General features: G+C 45.0%; 17 protein-coding genes and 1 tRNA gene. 6 read left to right on the top strand and 12 right to left on the bottom strand.

The window, feature by feature from the left end:
• Window positions 1-60 precede the first annotated feature (60 nt).
• A complete protein-coding gene (gene metE / locus AB4486_RS03100) occupies window positions 61-2430 on the bottom strand; it encodes a 5-methyltetrahydropteroyltriglutamate--homocysteine S-methyltransferase (protein ID WP_372116460.1) in 2370 nt (789 codons plus the stop codon).
• A gap of 280 nt (window positions 2431-2710) precedes the next feature.
• On the opposite strand from metE, the gene AB4486_RS03095 reads away from it, so the two are divergent.
• Entirely contained in the window at window positions 2711-3622 is a 912-nt protein-coding gene (locus tag AB4486_RS03095; RefSeq protein ID WP_372116459.1) for a LysR substrate-binding domain-containing protein, read from the top strand.
• Window positions 3623-3761: 139 nt separating this feature from the next.
• Here AB4486_RS03095 and AB4486_RS03090 read toward each other — a convergent pair whose 3' ends face one another.
• Window positions 3762-3962, bottom strand: coding sequence for a DUF4250 domain-containing protein (locus AB4486_RS03090; RefSeq protein ID WP_004736508.1), 201 nt, complete (start codon window positions 3960-3962; stop codon window positions 3762-3764).
• Window positions 3963-4094: 132 nt separating this feature from the next.
• Window positions 4095-4775 (bottom strand): hypothetical protein, encoded by a 681-nt coding sequence (locus tag AB4486_RS03085; RefSeq protein ID WP_017062029.1) that lies wholly within the window; start codon window positions 4773-4775, stop codon window positions 4095-4097.
• Between the two features lie 330 nt (window positions 4776-5105).
• On the opposite strand from AB4486_RS03085, the gene AB4486_RS03080 reads away from it, so the two are divergent.
• Window positions 5106-7403 carry a YgiQ family radical SAM protein gene (locus AB4486_RS03080; protein WP_408063670.1) on the top strand — a complete coding sequence of 766 codons (2298 nt, stop codon included), beginning with the start codon at window positions 5106-5108 and terminating at the stop codon, window positions 7401-7403.
• An 85-nt stretch (window positions 7404-7488) separates the two neighbouring features.
• On the opposite strand, the gene AB4486_RS03075 is transcribed toward AB4486_RS03080, so the two are convergent.
• From AB4486_RS03075 to AB4486_RS03065, 3 genes are read right to left on the bottom strand one after another with little or no spacing between them, the layout of a single operon-like run.
• Entirely contained in the window at window positions 7489-7953 is a 465-nt protein-coding gene (locus tag AB4486_RS03075) for a GtrA family protein (protein ID WP_017062031.1), read from the bottom strand.
• A complete protein-coding gene (locus AB4486_RS03070; protein ID WP_372116455.1) occupies window positions 7940-9427 on the bottom strand; it encodes an ArnT family glycosyltransferase in 1488 nt (495 codons plus the stop codon). The genes AB4486_RS03075 and AB4486_RS03070 overlap by 14 nt, the downstream gene beginning before the upstream one ends.
• On the bottom strand, window positions 9424-10443 hold the full coding sequence (locus AB4486_RS03065) for a glycosyltransferase family 2 protein (protein ID WP_372116453.1): 1020 nt from the start codon (window positions 10441-10443) through the stop codon (window positions 9424-9426). The genes AB4486_RS03070 and AB4486_RS03065 overlap by 4 nt, the downstream gene beginning before the upstream one ends.
• 125 nt (window positions 10444-10568) lie before the next feature.
• Here AB4486_RS03065 and AB4486_RS03060 point away from each other — a divergent pair, with 125 nt between their 5' ends.
• The 4 genes from AB4486_RS03060 to AB4486_RS03045 all read left to right on the top strand — a co-directional run bounded on the left by AB4486_RS03060 (window position 10569) and on the right by AB4486_RS03045 (window position 14566).
• The gene (locus AB4486_RS03060; protein WP_372116451.1) at window positions 10569-11246 is read left to right on the top strand and encodes a response regulator transcription factor; all 678 of its coding nucleotides are present in this window, start codon (window positions 10569-10571) and stop codon (window positions 11244-11246) included.
• Window positions 11243-12529: a sensor histidine kinase gene (locus tag AB4486_RS03055; protein ID WP_372116449.1), complete on the top strand. Its 1287-nt coding sequence runs from the start codon at window positions 11243-11245 to the stop codon at window positions 12527-12529. The genes AB4486_RS03060 and AB4486_RS03055 overlap by 4 nt, the downstream gene beginning before the upstream one ends.
• 138 nt (window positions 12530-12667) lie before the next feature.
• The gene (locus AB4486_RS03050; protein ID WP_229647088.1) at window positions 12668-13603 is read left to right on the top strand and encodes a pyridoxal-phosphate dependent enzyme; all 936 of its coding nucleotides are present in this window, start codon (window positions 12668-12670) and stop codon (window positions 13601-13603) included.
• A 225-nt stretch (window positions 13604-13828) separates the two neighbouring features.
• A complete protein-coding gene (locus AB4486_RS03045; protein WP_372097813.1) occupies window positions 13829-14566 on the top strand; it encodes a dienelactone hydrolase family protein in 738 nt (245 codons plus the stop codon).
• 75 nt (window positions 14567-14641) lie between these two features.
• Here the strand turns inward: AB4486_RS03045 and AB4486_RS03040 are convergent, their stop codons facing one another.
• The 6 genes from AB4486_RS03040 to AB4486_RS03015 form a co-directional block, all read right to left on the bottom strand.
• Entirely contained in the window at window positions 14642-15895 is a 1254-nt protein-coding gene (locus tag AB4486_RS03040) for a D-amino acid dehydrogenase (RefSeq protein ID WP_136978945.1), read from the bottom strand.
• 226 nt (window positions 15896-16121) lie between these two features.
• Window positions 16122-17048 (bottom strand): LysR family transcriptional regulator, encoded by a 927-nt coding sequence (locus AB4486_RS03035; RefSeq protein ID WP_017062039.1) that lies wholly within the window; start codon window positions 17046-17048, stop codon window positions 16122-16124.
• Between the two features lie 251 nt (window positions 17049-17299).
• Window positions 17300-18514 (bottom strand): sodium/glutamate symporter, encoded by a 1215-nt coding sequence (gene gltS / locus AB4486_RS03030; RefSeq protein ID WP_017062061.1) that lies wholly within the window; start codon window positions 18512-18514, stop codon window positions 17300-17302.
• A gap of 254 nt (window positions 18515-18768) precedes the next feature.
• Window positions 18769-18859, bottom strand: a tRNA-Ser gene (locus AB4486_RS03025).
• A gap of 180 nt (window positions 18860-19039) precedes the next feature.
• Complete coding sequence (locus AB4486_RS03020) at window positions 19040-19489, bottom strand: L-alanine exporter AlaE (protein ID WP_017062062.1); 450 nt, start codon at window positions 19487-19489, stop codon at window positions 19040-19042.
• Between the two features lie 248 nt (window positions 19490-19737).
• Window positions 19738-22191 (bottom strand): hybrid sensor histidine kinase/response regulator, encoded by a 2454-nt coding sequence (locus AB4486_RS03015; RefSeq protein ID WP_229647091.1) that lies wholly within the window; start codon window positions 22189-22191, stop codon window positions 19738-19740.
• Between the last annotated feature and the right edge of the window lie 140 nt (window positions 22192-22331).

Genomic DNA, 22331 nt, shown 5'->3' with positions numbered 1-22331 from the left:
GATGCGAGGCCTTTCTTTTCTCAGACTTTTGTTTTTAGAACGATAACACCCTAGCTTTAATTATGCTGATGCTTCTGCCGACTCCCACTCTTTACGCAGCATTTTAGTCGCTGAAACTAAATTAGCCAGTGCCGCTTCTGTCTCTGCCCAGTTACGCGTCTTCAGCCCACAATCAGGGTTTGCCCACAAACGTTCTGCTGGGATTTTCTTTGCCGCTCTCTTAAGTAAATCAACAATCCACTCTTCTGAAGGAATGTTTGGTGAGTGGATGTCATAAACGCCAGGCCCAATCGCATTCGGGTAGTTGAACTCTTCAAACGCTTTCAGCAGTTCCATGTTCGAACGAGAAGTCTCTATGGTAATCACATCGGCGTCTAGCGCAGCGACTGAATCAATGATCTCGTTGAACTCGCTGTAACACATGTGGGTGTGAATCTGAGTTTCTGGTTTAGCACTCGCAGCTGAAATCTTAAAGGCATCCACTGCCCACTCTAAGTATTCTGCATGGTCACGCTTTTTCAATGGCAAACCTTCACGAATGGCAGGCTCATCAATTTGAATAATGTTGATACCTGCGTCTTGCAAATCAGACACCTCATCTCGCAACGCAAACGCCAGTTGATTGGTTATCTCTTTGCGTGAAATATCTTCACGTGGGAATGTCCAACACAAGATAGTAACAGGCCCAGTTAGCATGCCTTTCATCTGCTTTGAAGTCAGAGATTGAGCATAGGTCGACCATTCCACCGTCATTGGTTTTTCACGCTCGATATCCGCAACCACAATCGCAGGTTTCACGCAACGAGAGCCATAACTTTGTACCCAACCAAATTTGGTAGTTTGGAAGCCTGCTAGATTTTCAGCAAAGTACTCCACCATATCATTACGTTCAGCTTCACCATGAACCAGTACATCCAAATCAAGTGCTTCTTGTCGTTTCACCGCATCCGCAATATGACCTTTCAACGCGGTGTTGTATTCCGCTTCACTCAGTTTGCCAGTGCGGTAAGCACTACGCTGAACACGGATCTCTCCGGTTTGTGGAAATGAACCAATTGTTGTGGTTGGCAATAATGGTAAACCTAACACCTCAGACTGATGTGAAGCGCGTTCGGCATAAGGAGCACTTCGCTCGGTTAGGGTTTTGGTAATGGTGTTAATACGAGCTTGAACCTGCGGCTTATTCACATGAGTCGCGCTCTTGCGTGCAACAATCGGCTGGCTGTAGGTTTCACACGCCAAGATAGCATTGTGGTTACCGTCTAGTGCAGCACCCAATATACTCACCTCGGTCACTTTCTGTTTCGCGAAAGCAAACCAACTCTTCACTTCATCGCTGAGTGAATCTTCTAACTCAAGGTCGACTGGACTATGCAGCAATGAACATGAACTTGCGACCCATAGTTTATCGCCTAGCTTTTCTTTCACTGGTTGCAGCAACTCAAGCTGCGCGGCTAAGTCTGCTCGCCAAACATTGCGTCCGTTGATTGCTCCTGCAGAAAGCACCCAATCTTCAGGTAGCTTGTTCACCACTTCATCGAGTTGCTGGGGTGCGGCAGCCAAATCGATGTGTAAGCCGTTGACGGGCAGTTCCATGATTTTATCTAACGTGTCAGTCACAGAATCAAAGTACGTGGTAAGGAGTAGCTTCACATCACCTTGAATCACCTGATAAGCCAATTTGAATGAATCTGCCCACTTAGTCTCAAGTTCCAGAGAAAGGATAGGTTCATCGATTTGTACCCACTCAACGCCCAACTTGGCCAGTTTTGCCAGAATCGCTTGGTAAGCGGTAAGCAAGCGTGGAAGCAAAGTTAAACGGTCAAAGCCCTCTTCTACTTCCTTGCCGAGATATAAATAAGATAATGGGCCTAGAAGAACTGGCTTCACCTTATGCCCCGCTTTAATCGCTTCATTCACTTCGTCAAACAGTTGTGGCCAACTCACTTCAAAGGTGTCGTCTTTACTGAACTCAGGAACAATGTAGTGATAGTTAGTGTTGAACCACTTCGTCATATCTGATGCTGCTGCACCATCTTTAGCGCTTTCAGAGCCGTGCTTAGCGCCACAACAAGTTGGCTGCCTTTGAGATTGTATTTGAGTTTGAGATTGACCGCGACCAACGCGGAACAAGGTATCTAAATCTGGGAAGGCTTTTTCACCTTCTGATCCACCAGCGTGACGCTCAGGTACATGACCTAGAAGTAACGTCGTTGTTAGAACATGGTCGTACCATGCGAAGTCACCCGCAGTTGCAAAGCTTAGATTCGCCTTAGCTTGTACATTCCAGTTACGATTTCTTAGTTCGCTACCGAGTTGCTTTAAATCTGATTGGTTAATCTCACCGCGCCAGTATTTTTCTAAAGTGAATTTGAGTTCGCGTTTTTCGCCGATACGTGGGTAGCCTAAAATATGCGTTGTCGTAGTCATGAACCTGTTCCTTATTCAATAATTTTTAGTGTTCGATCAAACTGCCTAGCTTATGGTTTAAGTTCTTTACAAGGCGTCTAGATGGCTAAACTATCTCCCTAATCTGAACGATGAACAACGTCCAAATATTCATCTTGTTTATTAAAAATATTCATCTTGAATAATCTAAAGCTGAAAAATTAAATCCATCTGGACATCTAGACGTTTACAAATGAAAGAAAACCCCGTAGGGTGATTATTAAGAAATATTGAATTGGCTTAGGGAATATGAGGAAAACTCATGATAGAGCTTAAACACCTTCGAACATTGACTACCTTAAGAGACAGCGGCTCGCTAACAGCGACGGCAACTTCTCTTCACTTGACTCAGTCGGCGCTTTCTCACCAACTGAAAGACCTTGAGGCGCGTATCGGTGGTCAGCTTTTCCTACGTAAAACTAGACCAGTTAAGTTCACCTCTGAAGGTGAGATTTTGCTTAGGCTTGCCGATGAGATACAGCCAAGAATAGCTAAAGCGGAGAACGAACTCGCGAGCCTGAAAGAGGATGTGAATGGTCGTTTGCACATGGCGATCGAATGTCACTCATGCTTCCAATGGTTAATGCCTGCTTTGAAGGAATATCAAGTGGCTTGGCCAAGCGTAACGCTAGATTTCTCGTCAGGCTTTGGGTTTGAGCCGCTACCCGCGCTAATGGCAGGCGAGCTAGATTTGGTGATCACCTCTGATATACAGCCTCGCTCTGAGGTTCACTACGAACCACTCTTTGATTTTGAGATGCGTTTGATCACCGCAATCAACTCACCTTTGGCAGAAAAGGCGAGCATTGAACCGCAAGATCTTAGCGATCTCACTATGCTCTCCTACCCAGTTCAAAAGCAGCGTTTAGACGTAGTGAAGCACTTTTTGCAACCAGCAGGTGTAGAACCTAAGAAGTGGAAACAAGCAGACAACACCTTAATGTTGGTGCAAATGGTATCGGCAGGATTAGGTGTCTCGGCATTACCAAATTGGGCGATCAGTGAGTTCTCAAGACAAGGTTTGATAGCCAGCAAACCGTTAGGTAAAGGGCTTTCAAGAAGACTGTTTGCCGCAGTAAGAAACTCAGAAAAAGACAAACGTTACCTACAGGCTTTCTTTAGCACAGCAAGACAGCAGAGTAAGAGTCACTTAGATGGTATTGAGGTCGTTTAAGAGGTTCATTATTGAGCTAGCTTAAGCCTGTATTAAATCGGAAAGGCAAACGCCAGAAACAAAAAAAGTCACAGATAATCTGTGACTTTTTAGTTTCAGTATCGATGATTTTCGATATCTGTTGATTCGCGAAAATAGACTATCTTGGATAAGACTTAAACTGGTTAGTCAATGGGTCGTATTGATAGCCAAGCATATCGAGCTTGCCCACGACACTTTCTATATCCATTTCATACATACTGATCAGCTCTTCAAAGCTATCGCACTCTAGGCGAAGTTTCTCATTCACGATTCCCAGCAAGATAATGCTATCGAAACCTTTGACGTTGCTTAAATCCATCTCGTACTCCTTACGAACACACCGACTAAAATTAAGTTTAGAACGCTTACCAAGGCCATGCTAAAAAACTGATCACACTTCTTAAAGAGAATGCGTGATTAATGAGCGCACGTAATTAATGAAAGTGCGCGATTAAAGTGCCCACACTGGCGTTAAACCCACAGCCGCAGCCAATAACATCAGTAACGAAACCGTCAGTTGAAGTTTTTCCGGGGTTTTAACGAACAGTAGATGCCAACACCACACCACGATAGCTGAGATTAGCAAAGCAAAGCTGAACAGTAGCGTTGAAATCACTGGTTCTAGTTGAGCTTCAGACAAAGAATAGACACTCACGACTGTTGCCAAAACCACCAACATGCCCGTCAAAACACCAACAACAGGCAGAACACGGTGAAATGCCTGTAAGCGTGTTCTTGCAATCGTCAGCAGTAAATGGCCAAACGCTGAGCCTAACAGTGCCACTAGCAATACAGTAGTGATGATACCAACGGTAGTTGCTTGTTCCGTCGCTTGGATAGCAACGTAAGACAATGCCAAACCACAAGCTAAGTACATCACCCAAATAGGGCCAGAATCGCGTGTCTTCTTAGTTTGAACTTGAGAATAGAAATAAAAGATCGCAAACACGACCAGAAAGGCTTCAATTTTTACTGAGGCAACGGCAAGCCACAGCACGCCAATCGCAGGTAACATCTTGTGGATACGACCACGCTGCCCCGGACAAATATCCCCTTTCACCAAGATGAGGGTTAAGATCAGTTGGGCTCCTAAAAGCATCGGAGCAAATTGTACTAATAACGTTTCGACCATTGTGGATCTACTTCTTCAGACTTATTTTCGCGAATAATATCAAAAACTGCTGCGAACACTAATCAAAATCACAAATTAGCGACGTTATTCAAGGCTTCAACTATGCTGTTGTATGGCTCTTTTATCGCCATTTACCGTAAAAAGACGAAAGACACCAGAACTAACAGGGGCATGTTCTACTGGCTAGTCTAGGCTCATGCCGCTATAATTCCCGCCTCAAAAATCAGAGGTTGAAATATGTACAGCGATATCACTCCTATTCACGAACACAAAAAATACTGGGCCGAGTGCTACGGAACTGCACCCTTTTTGCCTACCAGTAGAAAGGAGATGGATGCTCTTGGATGGGATAGCTGTGACATTATTATTGTAACTGGTGACGCTTATGTCGATCACCCGAGCTTTGGTATGGCTATCATCGGCCGTCTGCTTGAAGCTCAAGGTTTCCGCGTGGGCATTATTGCTCAACCAAAGTGGGACAATAAAGATGCCTTCATGAAGCTAGGTAAACCTAACCTATTCTTCGGCATCACAGCGGGTAACATGGACTCCATGATCAACCGCTACACCTCTGATCGCAAATTACGTCACGATGATGCTTATACTCCGAACAATGAAGGTGGCAAGCGTCCTGATCGTGCAACTCTGGTTTATTCTCAACGTTGTCGTGAAGCTTACAAAGGCACGCCAATCGTGCTTGGTGGTATTGAAGCGAGCTTACGTCGTGTAGCTCACTACGACTACTGGTCAGATAAAGTTCGCCGCTCTGTATTGTTTGATGCAAAAGCTGACATTCTTCTTTTTGGTAACGCTGAGCGTGCATTGGTTGAAGTAGCACACCGCATTGCCGATGGTGAAGACATGTCTACGCTGACCAATATCCGCGGTACTGCTATCAATCTTCCTGCGGCCCCTGAAGGCTTCAAGATCATTGACTCTTCTCGTATCGAAAAGCCGAACAAAGCGTATGTTCCGGTTAACCCGTACGAAGTTGAAACTCAGTGTGATACCAAGAAAGACGAAAAAGAAGAAGTAAAAGCGCAACCTATTACTATTCGCCCTTCTCGTCACGATGCAAAAACTACAGCGGTTCGTATCCCAGGTTACGAAAAGCTAAACAATGACCGTATTCTTTACGCTCACGCTAGTCGTATTCTGCACCTTGAGACAAACCCGTACTCAGGTCGTGCTCTGATTCAACGTCACGGTGATCGCGAGCTTTGGATTAACCAAGCGCCTATTCCATTGACCACAGAAGAGATGGACTACGTGTTTGGCCTTGCGTACAAGCGTGTTCCGCACCCGATGTACGGCAAAGCGAAAATCCCAGCATACGACATGATCAAAACCTCGGTTAACATCATGCGTGGTTGTTTTGGTGGTTGTTCTTTCTGTTCAATCACAGAGCACGAAGGTCGCATCATTCAGAACCGTTCGAAAGAATCTATCTTGGATGAGATCGAAGACATTAAAGATAAAGTACCGGGCTTCACAGGTACTATTTCTGACTTGGGCGGCCCAACGGCGAACATGTACCGTTTAGGTTGTTCAGATCCAAAAGCTGAAATTAACTGTCGTCGTCCATCATGTGTGTTCCCGAAAATCTGTGAAAAGCTAAACACAGACCATCAACACACTATCGACCTGTACCGCTCTGCGAGAAAAATACCGGGTGTTAAGAAGATCATGATCGCTTCTGGTGTACGTTACGACTTAGCGATTGAATCTCCAGAATACGTTCGTGAGCTTGTGACTCACCACGTTGGTGGTTACTTGAAGATTGCTCCAGAGCATACTGAAAAAGGCCCACTGGATCTGATGATGAAGCCGGGCATGGGCACTTACGATCGTTTCAAAGAGATGTTCGAGAAGTACAGCGCTGAAGCCGGTAAGAAACAGTACTTAATTCCTTACTTTATCTCAGCTCACCCGGGCACAGAAGATGAAGACATGCTTAACCTAGCAATGTGGCTGAAAAAGCACAACTACGAGTGTGACCAAGTACAGAACTTCTACCCATCGCCAATGTGTAATGCAACGTCGATGTACTACTCAGAGACTAACCCTCTGAAACGCGTGAAATATAAGAAGCGTGAAGATGTTCCTGTGCCGAAAGGTGATCGTCAACGTCGTCTGCATAAAGCACTGCTTCGTTACCACGATCCTGAAAACTGGAAAATCATCCGTGAAGCACTGATCAGCATGGGTAAACAGCACCTAATTGGTGACAAAGCAAACTGCCTAGTACCAGCAGAAGACTTTGATGCACAAACACCGGCACAACGTCGTAAGTCTGGTCGTCACGGTTCACAACGCTTTGCGACTAAGCACAGTAAATCTCAGCCAGGTCTTGGTGGCGAAAGCCCACGTAACCACTCTGGTAAGAAACCGGGTGGCAAGAAGCCGAATGGTAACGGCAACGGTAGCCAAGGTAATGCTAACCAAGGTGGCGGTAATGGCAATGCTCGTAAACCAGCGACTGGCTTCATTAAGAAAGGTCCTGGTGGTCAGCAATCACAAGGTAATGGCGGCGGAAATGGCAAACCAAACCGTAACAAAGCGGGCAATGGTCAAGGTGGCAAACCTGCAAGTAACGGCAAGAACCGCCAGCGCGCAGCACAACGCTAATATCGCGAACCGATTGACTTCGCTATCGTAAAAACACAAAGCGCAGCTATTTAGCTGCGCTTTTTTGTGTCTGTTACAAGATAGCCTAACGAGCAAACACCCAATACTGACTAAGCAAATAGTTACTGACCATGCCCACCAAGATGCCAACCGCCATTGCGATAAACACTGCCCCAGTAAATGCAGGCAGCAATTCAGTCATCAACTTAAAGCACAGCAAATTAGGTATCGCCGATATTGATGCAGAGAACATGAACTTTTGCCATTGAATCAGCTTTTCGGACCAATTCCCCTGCCCTTTGAATTCAAAGGTCAACACTCGATTTCCAAACCAGGTTGTCGTTGCTGCAACGATGAAAGAGCCAATTCGAGCACTCATTAACGGCAGCCCAATAACGTAATGCAGCAACGCAAACACGGCACAATCGACAACAAAGCCACCCGACCCCACCATAGCGAATTTAATCATCTTATGATGAGGTTGTAGTTTTTGGTTTAGCACGTCGAACTTGTGGCTAAACAGTCTCGATGACGAGTTAAAATTGAACATAGCCATCACTTCGAATATGGCTCAACGATAGATTTGGTTTGATGTTTTGGCTATGACAACTAAATAGAGCGCGCTTGATCTTCACCGTCGGCTCTAAAATACAGGTCAACGCATTGTCTTTAATCTTGGTTTCCACTTCCGCTCTTTTACCAATCAGATAGAACTTGTCGATACCATCTAACTGTTTAACATCAAGTAGCTTTTTCGCTTGTCCATGACTGTAAAATTGCCCAGAGAACGGTCGTTTACCGATGTAAAAGCTCGGCGCTTCATCCGTGATCTGCTCGAAGATAATACGGTCACTTTTCTCGTTCGCTTTGCCTAGGTTGAGGTAGACCATCGCAATCATTAACAGCACAGGTAGCACCAAAGCCACACTCGAGAACCACTTCTTATCTTTTTCTACCACAAGCGTTGCCACCAGCAAGCCAAGGGCTGGAATACCCGGTAGGACGTAAGCTGGAAGAATATTACCCGCCATAGTGAAAAGAATTAGAGGAGAGACCAACCAACACACAAGGAATGAAAACAACCCACTATGTTCAGCGTTAACTTCTGCGATTTTCTTACGACGGGCGAAAGTCAAAATAGGCAACACAATCGACCACGGCGCAGCCGCTTGAATCCAGAAAATCCAAATCATGCCTCTTGCTTGGTCATGGGCAGAACCGTATAAATCGCCCTCCCAACCACTCACAACAAAACGCTTAAAGTGCTCGCCAACAATAAAGTAATCAATAAAACCCGGTGTTGCCATTTCAGCCATGATGTACCACGGCAAAGCAATCGCTAGCATCACGCCTAAGCCTGACAACAGTGGAAAGCGTTGCCATAACACTTTAAAAGCGCCAAAAAATCCATGTTGCAATACTAACCAAGGGAAAACGGCGATACCCATAATCACAATCGCTACCGGCCCTTTTGCCAGCAAGCCTAGTGCTAAGCCAATGAAACCGACATAGCCCCAAGACCGATTAGTCTTCGCGCTCCCTTCTCCCTTCGAACCCTCTCCTCCTAACCAACATAGGTAGAAACCTAACATGGCTATGGTCATCGCTAACGTTAATGCCATGTCAGTCATAACAGCACCCGCCGCGATAGAGAAAATCCCACATGTCGCCAATACCACGGCCGCCACCAAGGCACTTTGTCCGGTGCGCTTAGCCATGCACGCAACCAACAAAATCGTCGCAAAACCTGCTAACCAGTGAGGTGCACGAACAGCAAACTCACTCAAACCAAACAGCTCAATTCCCGCAGCGCTCATCCATGTGAACAACGGTGGCTTGCCCCAAAAAGGAATGCCGTAATCAAACTGAGGTGTTAACCAATTGCCGGTTTCCACCATCAAGCGAGCCATTTCTCCGTAGCGCGCCTCCGTAGTATCCATTAACGGATAAGTCGCCAAAGATAGGAGTCTTAGAACCAGTGCAAAAGCCAACAAATACCATAGGTGCGTTCTGTTCAGGCTCATGCTGACTCCTCTAATTTGAAATGTGTTTTTAATGCAGGTGTATCGACCACCGATTGGATCAGATACAAAGGACGATTCTTGGTTTCAATGAAAATACGACCTATGTATTCCCCCATTAAACCAATACTCAGGAGTTGAATACCTCCAAGGGCAAGTTGCACCACCATCATTGACGGGTAACCCGTGATAGGCTCACCAAACATAATGGTTTTGAATACGATGAAGACGCCATACACAAAAGCAGTAAGCGCCACTAAACCACCAACGGCCGTCGCAATACGCAGAGGTCGGATAGAGAACGAGGTAATCCCATCCATCGCCAAACCGATTAATTTGAGGTAGTTCCACTTGGTCTCACCACAGAAGCGAGCATCACGCTTAAATTGGAGCGTCGCTTGTCGGAAACCCGGCCAAGAAAAAATGCCTTTCATGTAGCGGTTACGTTCTGGAAGCTGATTGATATGGTCGACAACTTCTCGGCTTAACAGTCGGAAATCACCCACATTCTCAGGAACATCAATCTTCGCCGCCACGTTCATGACTTTGTAAAAGCTCGCTGCTGAAAACTTCTTAAACCATGTTTCACCGTCGCGCTGGCTACGCTGCATATTGACTACGTCATAACCTTCGCGCCACTTGGCAATCATTTGCGGAATCAACTCAGGTGGATCTTGTAAGTCAGCGTCTAGCAAAATCACCGCTTGTCCACGACAGTGCTCAAGGCCTGCGCTCATCGCTGATTCTTTGCCAAAATTACGGCTTAAACCGATAACAGAAATTGAGCTATTGATTGAAGTGAATGAACTCACCAACTCCAAGCTGCTGTCTTTGCTACCGTCATCGACATAAACGATTTCACTGGTGATGGGTAAGCTATCAAGCACCTTGGTAAGGCGAGAGTGAAACTCTTCCAATACCTCTTGTTCATCGTAAAAAGGCACAATGATAGACAGAGAAACCGCAGGGTTGATCTGCGATGTAGATATCTTAGGGCGGCTTATATGAAGTTCAGACATAATACGTTCTTCTATTTTTTAATCTGAATCCAATCTACCCTCCCATAAGTGAAAGTTATGTTATTGACATATTTTTCACGCTCACTCAGGATAATGTTACCGTCTATTTCTGTATGAGAATCAAAATGAAACGAGTTCTATTAGTCGAAGATAACCGTGAAATCGCAGGTGTCTTGTTTGATTATTTTGAGTGTATTGACATGGAACTCGATTATGCGGACAACGGCGAACTCGGCCTGCAACTCGCGTTGGAAAACTCATTTGATATCATCATATTGGATCTGATGTTGCCAAGAATGGACGGCCTAACGGTTTGTAACAAGCTAAGAGACCAAGGCAACACAACCCCGATCCTGATGCTTACCGCGCTTGATAGCCGTGAAGACATGTTGAAAGGGTTTGACCACGGTGCCGATGATTACCTAACCAAGCCTTTCGATTTGGATATTTTAGAAGCGAGAATGAACGCACTGGTTCGTCGTTACCGCGGAAAAGTCGCCTCTTCAAAACTTCAGTTCGATGAACTCACCATCGACCAAAAAACCCGTAAAGCTTACCGCCAAGATAAACTACTAGCGCTCAACCCAACCACTTACACCATACTTGAGATGCTGTGCCAAAGCGCACCTGAAGTAGTCACTCGTGAAGCTATTTCCTACAAGTTATGGGAAGAAAACGAACCCAACAATGATGTGTTGCGCAGTCACATTTATCAGTTACGTAATCAACTCGACAAGCCTTTCGACACTCAGATGTTAATTACGGTGCCTAAAGTTGGCTTCCGATTGGAGCCATCGAATTGATTTCAAATGTTCTTACAAGCACAAAAACCCTAACGGGCCGCTTAGCGGTTTTCTTTGGGTTAATGGCCGTAATTGTGTCGGCATTTGTCTATGTGGTATTTATCACAGCCCTGTACTTGTCGGAAGACCGCGTGGGTGAAAGACGCATCCTAATTGACCGCAACTATGCAGTCGGGTTATTCCAGTCAGGTGAAAGTGGAGAGCTTCGTATTGATGACCTGACTATCGCTTACAACGATCTTTCCTATCTACCGAAAAAGTATTTAAAGTATATTGAAGGCAAAGAAAATTTCATTGGTGAGGTCGGTGAAGATCCAGAATCTCGCATGGTCTATGTAGGCGAGTATACTCATGAAGGTAGAACTCACCCTATTGTTCTGCTTTCTGAAATAGACCGTGTCGAGCTTAGTGTCTTTGAGCTCGTTTATGCCACCACATTTGTATTAGCCCTTCTCTCTATTCTAATATTCAGCTTCGGAGCTCTGCTCTATCGGTTGTCTAAACGGCTGATTGAGCCCTTCAACTCCCTGTCTGAACAGCTTGAATCCAATAAGCTCAAACTAAACGAAGAATTTGGAGTGAATGACGATGCGGCGGTGGAGTTTCGTCAGTTGACGGATCAACTCAATCAATACAGAAGAGAAATCAATTCTCTAGTAAAACGCGAGCAAGCTTTCGCACGCTACTCAAGTCATGAACTAAGAACTCCGTTGACTGTTGCTCGTGGTGCCAACAAACTGTTACTGAGAAGCGAAACAACCGAATTTCAATCTCGTCAGGTTGAACGTATTGATGAAGCCATTGTTCAAATGTCTGAAATGGTCGATGCACTGCTTGGTCTCGTTCGCTATGAAAGAAACAGTGACGATGCACCGCTACGTTTATTCAGCCAGCAAGAGCTAGAGACTATCGTTTCTAAAAATTCGTTGCAGGCTGACGAGAAGGAAGTCGCGATAACCTTACAAGTTCAATCAGAACCCACCATTCAAGCCACCAGCGCGATAATGAACATGTTGGTCGGAAACTTGTTGAGAAATGCCATTGCAGCGACCAATAGTGGCACCGTAACGGTCACTCTGTCCCAAGAGAGTGTTGTGATTGAAGATCAAGGCGAAGGCCTACAAGAACAGTACAATCCGAATGGGCATGGGTTAGGTTTATTGATTGTCGAGGACTTATGTCAACGCTTCCAATGGGGCTTTGAATTGGTCAATCGCAGTTGTGGTGGATGTACCGCTAAAATCACCTTTCAAACCGATCTATCCGCATCCACCCCAGAGTAAATGAGTTCATAGTTCGAAGCTCAATATCGAACGAAAACTTGATTTAGTTGGTTTACAGCGGTCCCTAGCTACTAGATACTCGTCAGTCCTATTTGAACTATAAATGCTGGCTCTGAGTCAGCATTTTGTCTAAGTGCGATGAAACTAAATAATAGCCCTGTAACTCAACATCAATACAACGAGCACACCTTTTTCTTAAAGCGTGACGATCAGCTTCACTCCCACTTTTGCGGCAACAAAGCCAGAAAGTTCATGAAGCTACTGGAAGACGATAGCCCAAACACCACCACTCTAATAAGCTATGGTTCCGCTCAGGCTAACTCCTTGTTCTCACTCGCCGCACTTGCGAAAATCAAAGGCTGGACGCTTGAGTTTTACGTCGACCACCTGCCTCAATGGCTACAAGAACGCCCACTCGGCAACTACCGTGGCGCTATCGATCTCGGGGCTAAGGTTATTTCAGTCAAAGAAACAGGCTCTGAGCTTCATCCACAAGAGTATATTGAGCAAGTAAGACAACCTGACTCACAATGCATTGTGTTACCAGAAGGTGGACGCTCTCAGCTTTCTGAATACGGCGTGAAGCAACTGGCGATTGAAATACTCAGCTGGACGCGTTTCGAAAACAAACACGATTTCGTGGTAGCACTTCCAGCAGGCACAGGCAGCACAGCTCTGTATCTGCATAAGCATTTAAAAATGCACAACATCCCAGTGTTAACTTGCGCTTGTGTTGGCGGCAGTGATTACCTAACACAGCAGTTCAATGAACTCGGCGAAACCGATCACCCGCAGATATTACCACTTAAAGCCAAACACCACTTTGGTAAGCTTTACCAGCAGGACTATCAAACTTGGTTGGATCTGCAAGAACAGACGGATATTGAATTCGACCTGCTCTACGACCCATTGATGTGGCAATGCCTAGAGCAATGGCAAGAAGAGAACCCAACAAAAACCGTCATCTATATCCACCAAGGCGGCATCTTAGGTAATGAGTCGATGTTGCCGCGCTATCAACGTAAGTACCCAGAACTTCGAAGTAGTCACACCGCTGATAACGCTACTTGGTAGTAATCCGTTCTTTTCTACTCTAATACCCCCCGCGTTTCTGCGGACCTGAGAATTTCTCAGCGCATCATGAACAGCCATCGCACTCCCTTTCGATGGCTGTTTATCAGTAATAGCCACCTGCTATCCCTGCCAGACATTTCAAGTTAGAGACAGAAATCTGGCGAGAATCATCGCGTTATCTATACTTTCGATTGGAACGTCAATTGTCATCGAAAGGAATTACGCATGCGAAAACTCACTACACTCGGCCTGTTTTCAGTTTTACTGCCCTTCTCTGCGATATCAGGAGAAAACGTCACTTACCAAGTCGATGGGATGGATTACGAAGGTTATTGGAGTGAGGCCAGTGACCAAGCACCTTTAGTACTGCTAATACACGATTGGGATGGCTTAACCGATTACGAAAAGAAACGTTCTGAGATGCTCAACGAACTCGGTTACAACGTGTTCGCCATCGACCTATTTGGTAAAGGCATTCGCCCGACCGAAGTGAAAGATAAAAAGCAACACACAGGCGAACTGTATAAAGACAGAGAAAAAATGCGTACGTTGCTCAACGCTGGTGCCATGGAAGCGAAAAGACTTGGCGGCAACTTAGATAACAACGTAATGATGGGATACTGTTTCGGCGGAGCCGCTGTATTGGAAGCCGCTCGTGCGGGCATTCCTTCGAAGGCTTATGTCACCTTCCATGGCGGTTTATCAACACCAAAAGGTCAAGACTACTCGCAGACAAAGGCTCCGGTTGTCGTGTTCCACGGTACGGCTGATGCCATGATTTCAATGCAAGACTTTGGCAACCTTGCCGCTGAACTTGAAACAACCAAAGTTCCGCATGAAATGATCACCTACAGTGGGGCGCCGCATGCCTTTACCGTGTTCGGCTCTAATAATTACCAAAATGAAGCTGACCAAAAATCGTGGGAACGATTCACTCATGTGTTAGAAACCACCACCCGATAAGCCGCGACACTCAAACCAAATTAGCCCATGCTTAATAAACATGGGCTAATTCGTATGACCAAGGATTTGGATGAACTACATGTAACGATGGATGCTCAAGTCGTCTGCTTTTATATCGCAATCAGAGCCACTGACCACGCTTGCCAAGATCTTTCCTGAGCCACATGCCATTGTCCAACCTAATGTCCCATGTCCAGTATTTGTAAATAGGTTCTTGATAGGCGTCTTACCGATAATAGGCGTACCATCCGGCGTCATTGGTCTTAACCCAGTCCAGTATTCAGCCTTAGAAAAGTCACCCGCTTGTGGGAAAAGATCTTTAATCACCATATCAATCGTGGCTTTGCGTTTTTCAGGGATAAGGTAATTAAACCCCGCAAGTTCTGCCGTCCCTGCAATGCGAATACGATCATCAAATCGCGTCATCGCTACCTTGTAAGTTTCATCCATCACAGTCGAGGTTGGTGACTTATCTGCATTCACGATCGGCAGTGTTAGCGAATAGCCTTTCACTGGATAAACCGGGATCGACAAATCGACTTGCTTCAACAGTTCTCGAGAATAGCTTCCTGAAGCGACCACGTAAGCATCCGCTTTGAACTCGCCTTGAGTCGTTGTAATACTCTCAATGGTTTGATTCTGATGATTGAGCCTAACCACTTCGGTATTAAACACGAACTGAACGCCGAGTTGCTTGGCTTTTTCGGTCAAGGTTAAACAGAACTGATGACAATCACCGGTTTCATCGTGTGGTAAATACAGGCCGCCCACCAGCTTGTCTTTAACGTCTGCTAAACCAGACTCCACTGACAGACACTGTTCAACATCAAACAGCGAGTGTTCGATTCCACTCTCTGTTAATAGCTTCATATCCTGCTGAATAGCGTCCAATTGTTTTTCGCTTCTGAATACTTGCAAGGTGCCTTTCTGCCGGCCCTCATAAGCCAAATCTTCACTGATTCTTAGATGAGTCAGGCAATCTCGGCTGTAGTTAGCGACTCGTAACATCCGCGATTTATTCTGTGCGTACTTGGCTTCATTACAGTTGGCGAGCATCTTAGTCGCCCAAGACATTAACTCTGGAGAAAGAGAAGGCTTCACTTTAAGTGGCGCATGTTCTTGGGTAAGCCATTTCATCGCTTTCAAAGGGATGCCCGGTGCCGCCCATGGTGATGAATAACCGTAAGAAATTTGCCCGGCATTCGCAAAACTGGTTTCTTTGCCACTGCTATCTTGACGATCGATAACCGTCACCGAGTGGCCCTCTTTCGCCAGATACCAAGCACTGGTCAAGCCAATCACACCGCTGCCAATTACAATTACTTCCATTCTCTTCCCCTAATGCCCGACAAAGCCAAAACCAGCCGAACACAACTGTCAGTGTAAAACTCGTTTCGTTAATGGTTTGTAACTTATTCCGCACGTGTTGACTTAACAATAGAGAGAGCGTTGACAAAAACTCAATTCGACTTAAAAACGAATTCGGCAGTTTGAAAGTGTGATATTGGCGGTATTTGAAAGCTTAGGTAGGAGTCGCTAAGTAAATCAACTAAGCCTAGATATTGTAAGCGTCATGGCTTAAGAAAGTGGCGTTCTCGAGTAAGAAATCCAACAAGGTTTCGGCTTGTAGCGTAAGTGCACGGCCTTTCAAAGATTGAACCTTAACCGTCGCCTTCGATAGCATCTCCAACTCGGTCGCAACCACTTCAATCTGCCCTGACTTTATTTCATCGATCACAGTGAGCTTAGGCATAAAGGTGACGCCCAACCCTGCTGAAACGAAGTTAGTCAGTGCCGTGACTGAGTTAGTTTGAAGTTTTGGCTGCAAGGTAAGATGGGAAATTTGTTCAGCCTGCTTTACTAGCCTCCCCATACCGGTCGAGTTATCGATCAAGGCGAGAGAAGCGTCTTGAATATCTTGCATTACCACTGGTGCTTCTTTCATCGTAAGGAAGTGCCCCTTCGGAGCAATCAATTCGAGCGGATGGCTGCGTTCAACGTGGGAGTGCAGTTTAGGGTGCGGTGCAGACGCATAGGTTATCGCAAAGTCTATCTGTTGATCTTCCAACATCTTGACTGCATCCAATGCCCCAGCGATCTCAATAGAAAGATTGATATCAGGATAACGAGTCATGAAGGTTTGCATCGGTTTTGACACCAAGTTGGTAATAAATCCTTCACCGATAGCAATGCTGACATTGCCTCCTTTGAGGTTTTTAAGCTTAGTTAGTCGAGCAAGTACAGCGGCCTCTCCACGAACAATGGAACGGTAGTAATTCAGCAGTTCATTACCCGCTTCGGTTAACAGTGATTGGCGGTTGTTGCGCTCCCATACTTTCATTTCCGCTTGCGCTTCTAACTGTGTCAACATCCGACTCATCGCGGCAGGGTCAACGTTCATCATCTTAGATGCCTTACGTAACGACCCATATTTTGACAACGCATTTAAATACTCAAGAGCACGGATATTAAAGTGGTGCATTCAACTTCCTTGTAATTCAACTGACACTTAATCAAGCGTCTCACAAATTTGCTGCGAACATATATCCCAATTTATCAAGATCGTAATTGCTCTTACTAACTTGTGCACCGAGTCACTTCAAGACATCACATCAAAGGCTGATATACGTGTTTTAGCTTGCTGTCGATAAAACAAAGGCGACGACTTTCGTCATCGCCTTTGTGGTCATTATCCCGATGTAAACCTCAAGCAGTCAATAACCGGTCACTTCACTACAGACCAACAAAGAAACTGATCACTAGCGCATTAATCAAATCAACAAAGAAACCACACACTAATGGCACCACAATGAATGCTTGTGGGCTTGCGCCATATCGATGAGTTACTGCCGTCATGTTCACAATTGCTGTTGCGGTCGAGCCTAGAGTGATACCACCGAAGCCTGAACATATCACCACAGAATCGTAGTTTCTTCCCATCAAGTAATAAACGACAAACACAGTAAACAACAGGGAAAGCAAGATCTGGATACTCATGACAACAGAGATATAGCCAAACAGTCCATCGAGATCCCAGATACGCAACCCCATCAATGCCATGGTCAAGAACATGCCTAAACAAATATCAGAGATCATCGCTAAGCCTTTGCGGCCTTGAGCGATTTTCTCTTGTGTACGACGTTTCTTAAACAGTGCGCGACCAACGTTTCCGATTAGGATACCTGCGATCAAACAGCTAACGAATAACGGCAGTTTCAAACCCATTGAGTCGATAACTTCACTCAAGCTGTAACCCAGCATCAGTGTTAAGTTAAGAATCAACCATGCCCACAGAACGCCGTAGTGGCTTAGCTCTGTTTTTGTTTCACTCTCTTGGAATGCACCAACCGTAACCTCTTCTTCATTAGAAGGGCTTACTTTGTGTTTATTGAGCAGGTAGTTGGCAATCGGGCCACCAATCACACACGCTGCAATTAAACCAACCGTGTTTGAAGCGACACCAAGTTCGAGCGCGTTAGCAATACCAAACTCTTCCACAAACATTGGCGCCCAAGCTAACGTTGTGCCTACGCCGCCTATCAAGCTAACAGACCCAGATAGCAAGCCTGCTTTCGCATCCATTCCAAAGCCAGAAGCGACTGCCATTCCGACTACGTTTTGCAACACGATAAAAATGGCAGCAAGACACAGTAGGATGAACAACGGTCGCCCGCCTTTAATCAGTGTTTTAATATCCGCTTGGAGCCCGATGCCAGCAAAAAAGTAGAGAAGCAAAAAGTCTCTGACATCTAGGCTAAAAGTGATTTGGATTTCAAAAATATAGTAAAGCGCCGCTACGGTCGCTGCGCAGACAAAGCCACCAATCACAGGCTCTGGCAGTGAATACTTTCTTAATACTTCAGATCGCTCGATCAAACCTTTACCGATAAACAGTAATGAAATCGCGATCGTAAAAGAGAGCATTGGAGAAACTAGGGTTTCTGTCATGAGGTTATGGATTCCTAATAGTTAGATTATTCATAATATTGCGTACTATTAATAATCTAGGTTCACGCCAAAAAATCAAGCGATTATCTATGATAAAAACACCTAATATGGTTAATTCTGCGACGGTATTAATAGAGATTATAACTATAAAGCAATGATTAAAGGAACGGATATTAGGGAGGTATACAGATGAGGTGGGATATAGAGGCTCTAAAACGAGAAAACCCCAGCATTTCTGCTAGGGTTTTGAATAGTGGTGGAAGGATGGGGATTTGAACCCCAGATACGCTATAAACGTATACTCGCTTTCCAGGCGAGCGCCTTAAGCCACTCAGCCATCCTTCCACAAATTGTGTGTTGAGCATGTCACTCAACGAGGCGCTACTTTATTGATTCTGCTTGCTTTGGTCAAGGGGCATTCTCAAAAAAAGTGCCTTTTTCGGTTTGTTCGATTACAAATTAACTCATTAGATCAAAAACAAACCAAATTTCATTCTTTCGCTGCACTTACGCTTGTTGCTTTTCTTAAGCTTGTTGATAGTAGCCAGGAACTCGAAACCATTTACGACACATATCAAGGAAATAGCCGTAAAGTACGCCCATACCGCACGAGATAACTGCATTACTGGTGACAGCCGTAACGATCTGGTCGCCTGAAGCACCCACTGCCAACAAAATACCCGCATACACTGGAGACTGGAATAACACGTATGCCATCAAATCAGACAAGTTTTTCATCAATGAGCTTTCTGAAAGTTTTGCACCATTGCGTAAGAACCAATCACGAAAAACGCCATAAGGCCAAGCGATAGCAATGTTTACAGGAATAGATAACGTTCGAGAAGCAAGAGATTGCTCAAACGTCATACCAGAAATAAACACTTCTACGATCATGCCAGAAATAAAACAGAAAACGACCATAGCAAATGTATCCGCAGCTGCGTTTCGAATACAAAATGGACCACGAGACTTCATTGACGACAAACCTAAAATATATCACTGCTTAATTAGTGATTTAGTAACATATAAACAAGGCACATTTGCACCTCACCAGATAATGTCGCTATTAAATCACAAGATTAGTAGTCATACACTCCAAATTAAAAATCAAGTTGTAAATTAACAACCAAAAACCACTTTAAAAGCAGTCACTTTCACCAAAAAATCCAACCAAGGTCAAATATTGGACAGTTCGTCATTTACTTACCGTAATTAAACAACATTTAAGCCATAGGTAGATTTACAGTAATGATATTAATGACATCTTGTGTAGGTGGTGATCCTAAAGCAACCTGCTCTAACGCTTTATCGACTTGTTCAGTAAGTTCCGCGTTGTTCATAGCTTCAACGTGGACACGTAGGCTCTCTAGTGCAAATTGAATCAGTTCTAGGTTGTTGTCTTCTAGCGCCACATACAACGTCACTAACAGCTCTTCAGTGTTATCTTTGTTGCGAAGATCAGGTTTAGGCAGTGACTCGCTTTTACTTTTCGAATCGTGTGGTTTTACGTCTTGGCTTTCGAGCTCATCCGCTTTTACTTCATGGTATTGATAAAGCTTATTTGAATAGCGGAACAAGGCATCATCCAGTTCACGCTCGTCAATCGGCTTAGCAATAATATAATCCACACCTGCCCCCAACATACGCTCACGAGTCTCTTTAAAGACATCAGCCGTACAACCAAACACCAATACCGATGACACATCGCCTATCAAAGCACGAATAGCAGTGGTTGATTCAACGCCATCCATCACAGGCATATGGTTATCCATGAGCACCAAATCAAAGCGCTCAGCAACCACGGCTTGTATCGCAAGTTCACCGTTTTCGACGCTCTTACAGGTAAAGCCTTTACTGCTCATGAAGGCTTCAATGATCACCGTGTTAGTTCGGTTGTCCTCGACGATCAGTACCTTTAAGCCAGAGTAGTCCAACTTCTTATGTGGCAAACTCTCGATTTCTCCTGGCTGACATGGCTGAATCTTCAAGCGAACATCAAAACTCGTGCCTATCCCTTCTTCACTGGTGACGGTAATACTGCCATCCATCAACTGGGCAATTTTCTTCACAATCGCGAGGCCAAGGCCAGTACCGCCAAAACGCCTTGTGGTCGAAGACTCCGCTTGTTCAAACGGTTTAAAAATACGCTTCTGAGCTTCTTTAGAAATACCAATTCCGGTATCACGAACTCGAATGCTCAGATAGGTGTCACTCCCCTCTACAACTTCTTTCAGGTACACCTCAACAAAGCCTCTGGAGGTGAACTTCACCGCGTTGTTCAATAGATTAAACAAAATTTGGCGAAGGCGAGCTTTATCTGAGAAGTACCAACGACCCGAAGTCACCTCAGAGTACACTTTGAATTGAAGCCCTTTCTCGGAAGACAATGTGTAGTAAACACTGTTAATACTGCCGATGATCGAATCAAGCGGGAAACGCGTTTCATCAAGATCCAACCTGCCCTGCTCGATCTTCGAGAAGTCTAAGATCTCGTTGAGTAGAGTCATCATATGATCGCCGGACTCATACAAGCTCTTAAGATGCTTCTCTTGTTCAGAATTTAGAGGCGTTTTTAATAGGATTTGAGCGGTACCCAATACCCCATTCATCGGAGTGCGAATTTCATGTGACAAGGTCGCAAGGAAAGCGGTTTTTGCATTGGTGGATGCCTGAGCTTTAACCTTTTCCGCTTCGAGATAAATGGTCTTTTCGTTGAAGGTTTTAATCAAATGGCCGATTTCGTCATCACTCGAGTAATCCACATCAATGATTTCGCCGGCTTTCGAACTATCAACCTGTGCTGCAATCCTTGTGATTGGACTAATCAAATAACGGTTCAATAAGTAATACCCCGCCATGACACAAAGTAGCAATAGCGGAACAATACCGCCTTCAATGCTCATCACCTGACGAAACACTTCGTCTTCTACTCGTGATTTGGAGTTCACCACATCCACTTGCCAGCCGAAATCACCAAATTGATTGCTACTGATGTAAATGCCTTCAACGAGATTAAAGTTATGCGAAACCAACACTTGGTTAAGCTTATCTCTGAGCGTAATGCCAAGGTTGTATTCTTCGGCGTGGTTCTTGATAAAACCAAGCAGCTCTTCGAGCGAGAGATCCACCGTGGCAACACCGGCAAAAGTACCGTCGTAATAATAAGGGGAAGACGCCGTAATCATTCGAACGTGTGTGTATGGATCGATATACACATCGCTCCAAGAGATCGTGCCTTGTTTTTGGTTGACGACAGAGGTGTACCAATACTCTTCTTGATAAGGGGCATTTTGGGGGTTGTTGTAAGAATATATCTGGTCGATTATTCCATCGTCGGCTTTATTAAAAAAGTAACTGTTGAGAAGCTTTTTAGAATCAAGCGCATAAGGTTCGGGCCAAATACCGGCACTGACAATCGTATCGTCGCTCGCCGCCAACATGGACTTAAAGAGCGGAATAACATCATCACCGTTACGATGCGCTTGAGCAAACCCAACGAGACTGTCTACGAAGCCTCGAGAACTACTGAGTGGCTCTGTAATCAATGCGGATAACAGTTGCGTACGCAAGTCGAGGTTTTGTTGTAATTTGACGCGCACAGGGGATTCTACGACGTAATACGTCACACTACCGACAATGGCAATAAACATCGCAAGGTATAATCCAAGCGCTACCATGCTTTTTTTCTTTAAAGACGACCGTATCTGCATAATTCTTTTATTGTTTTCTTTTCTGTTAAACCTAGTGTTTATCATCCATGACATCAAGCCTTTTTAGATTGAAGCTTGATTGGCACAAGTTCATTGGTACTATAAGC

Origin of the sequence: Vibrio sp. 10N.222.55.C6, assembly GCF_041473395.1 — a bacterium.
In the GTDB taxonomy this organism is placed as follows: domain Bacteria; phylum Pseudomonadota; class Gammaproteobacteria; order Enterobacterales; family Vibrionaceae; genus Vibrio; species Vibrio crassostreae_C.
Note: the sequence above shows the minus strand (reverse complement) of the source record. Positions and strands in the feature narration are given on the sequence as shown.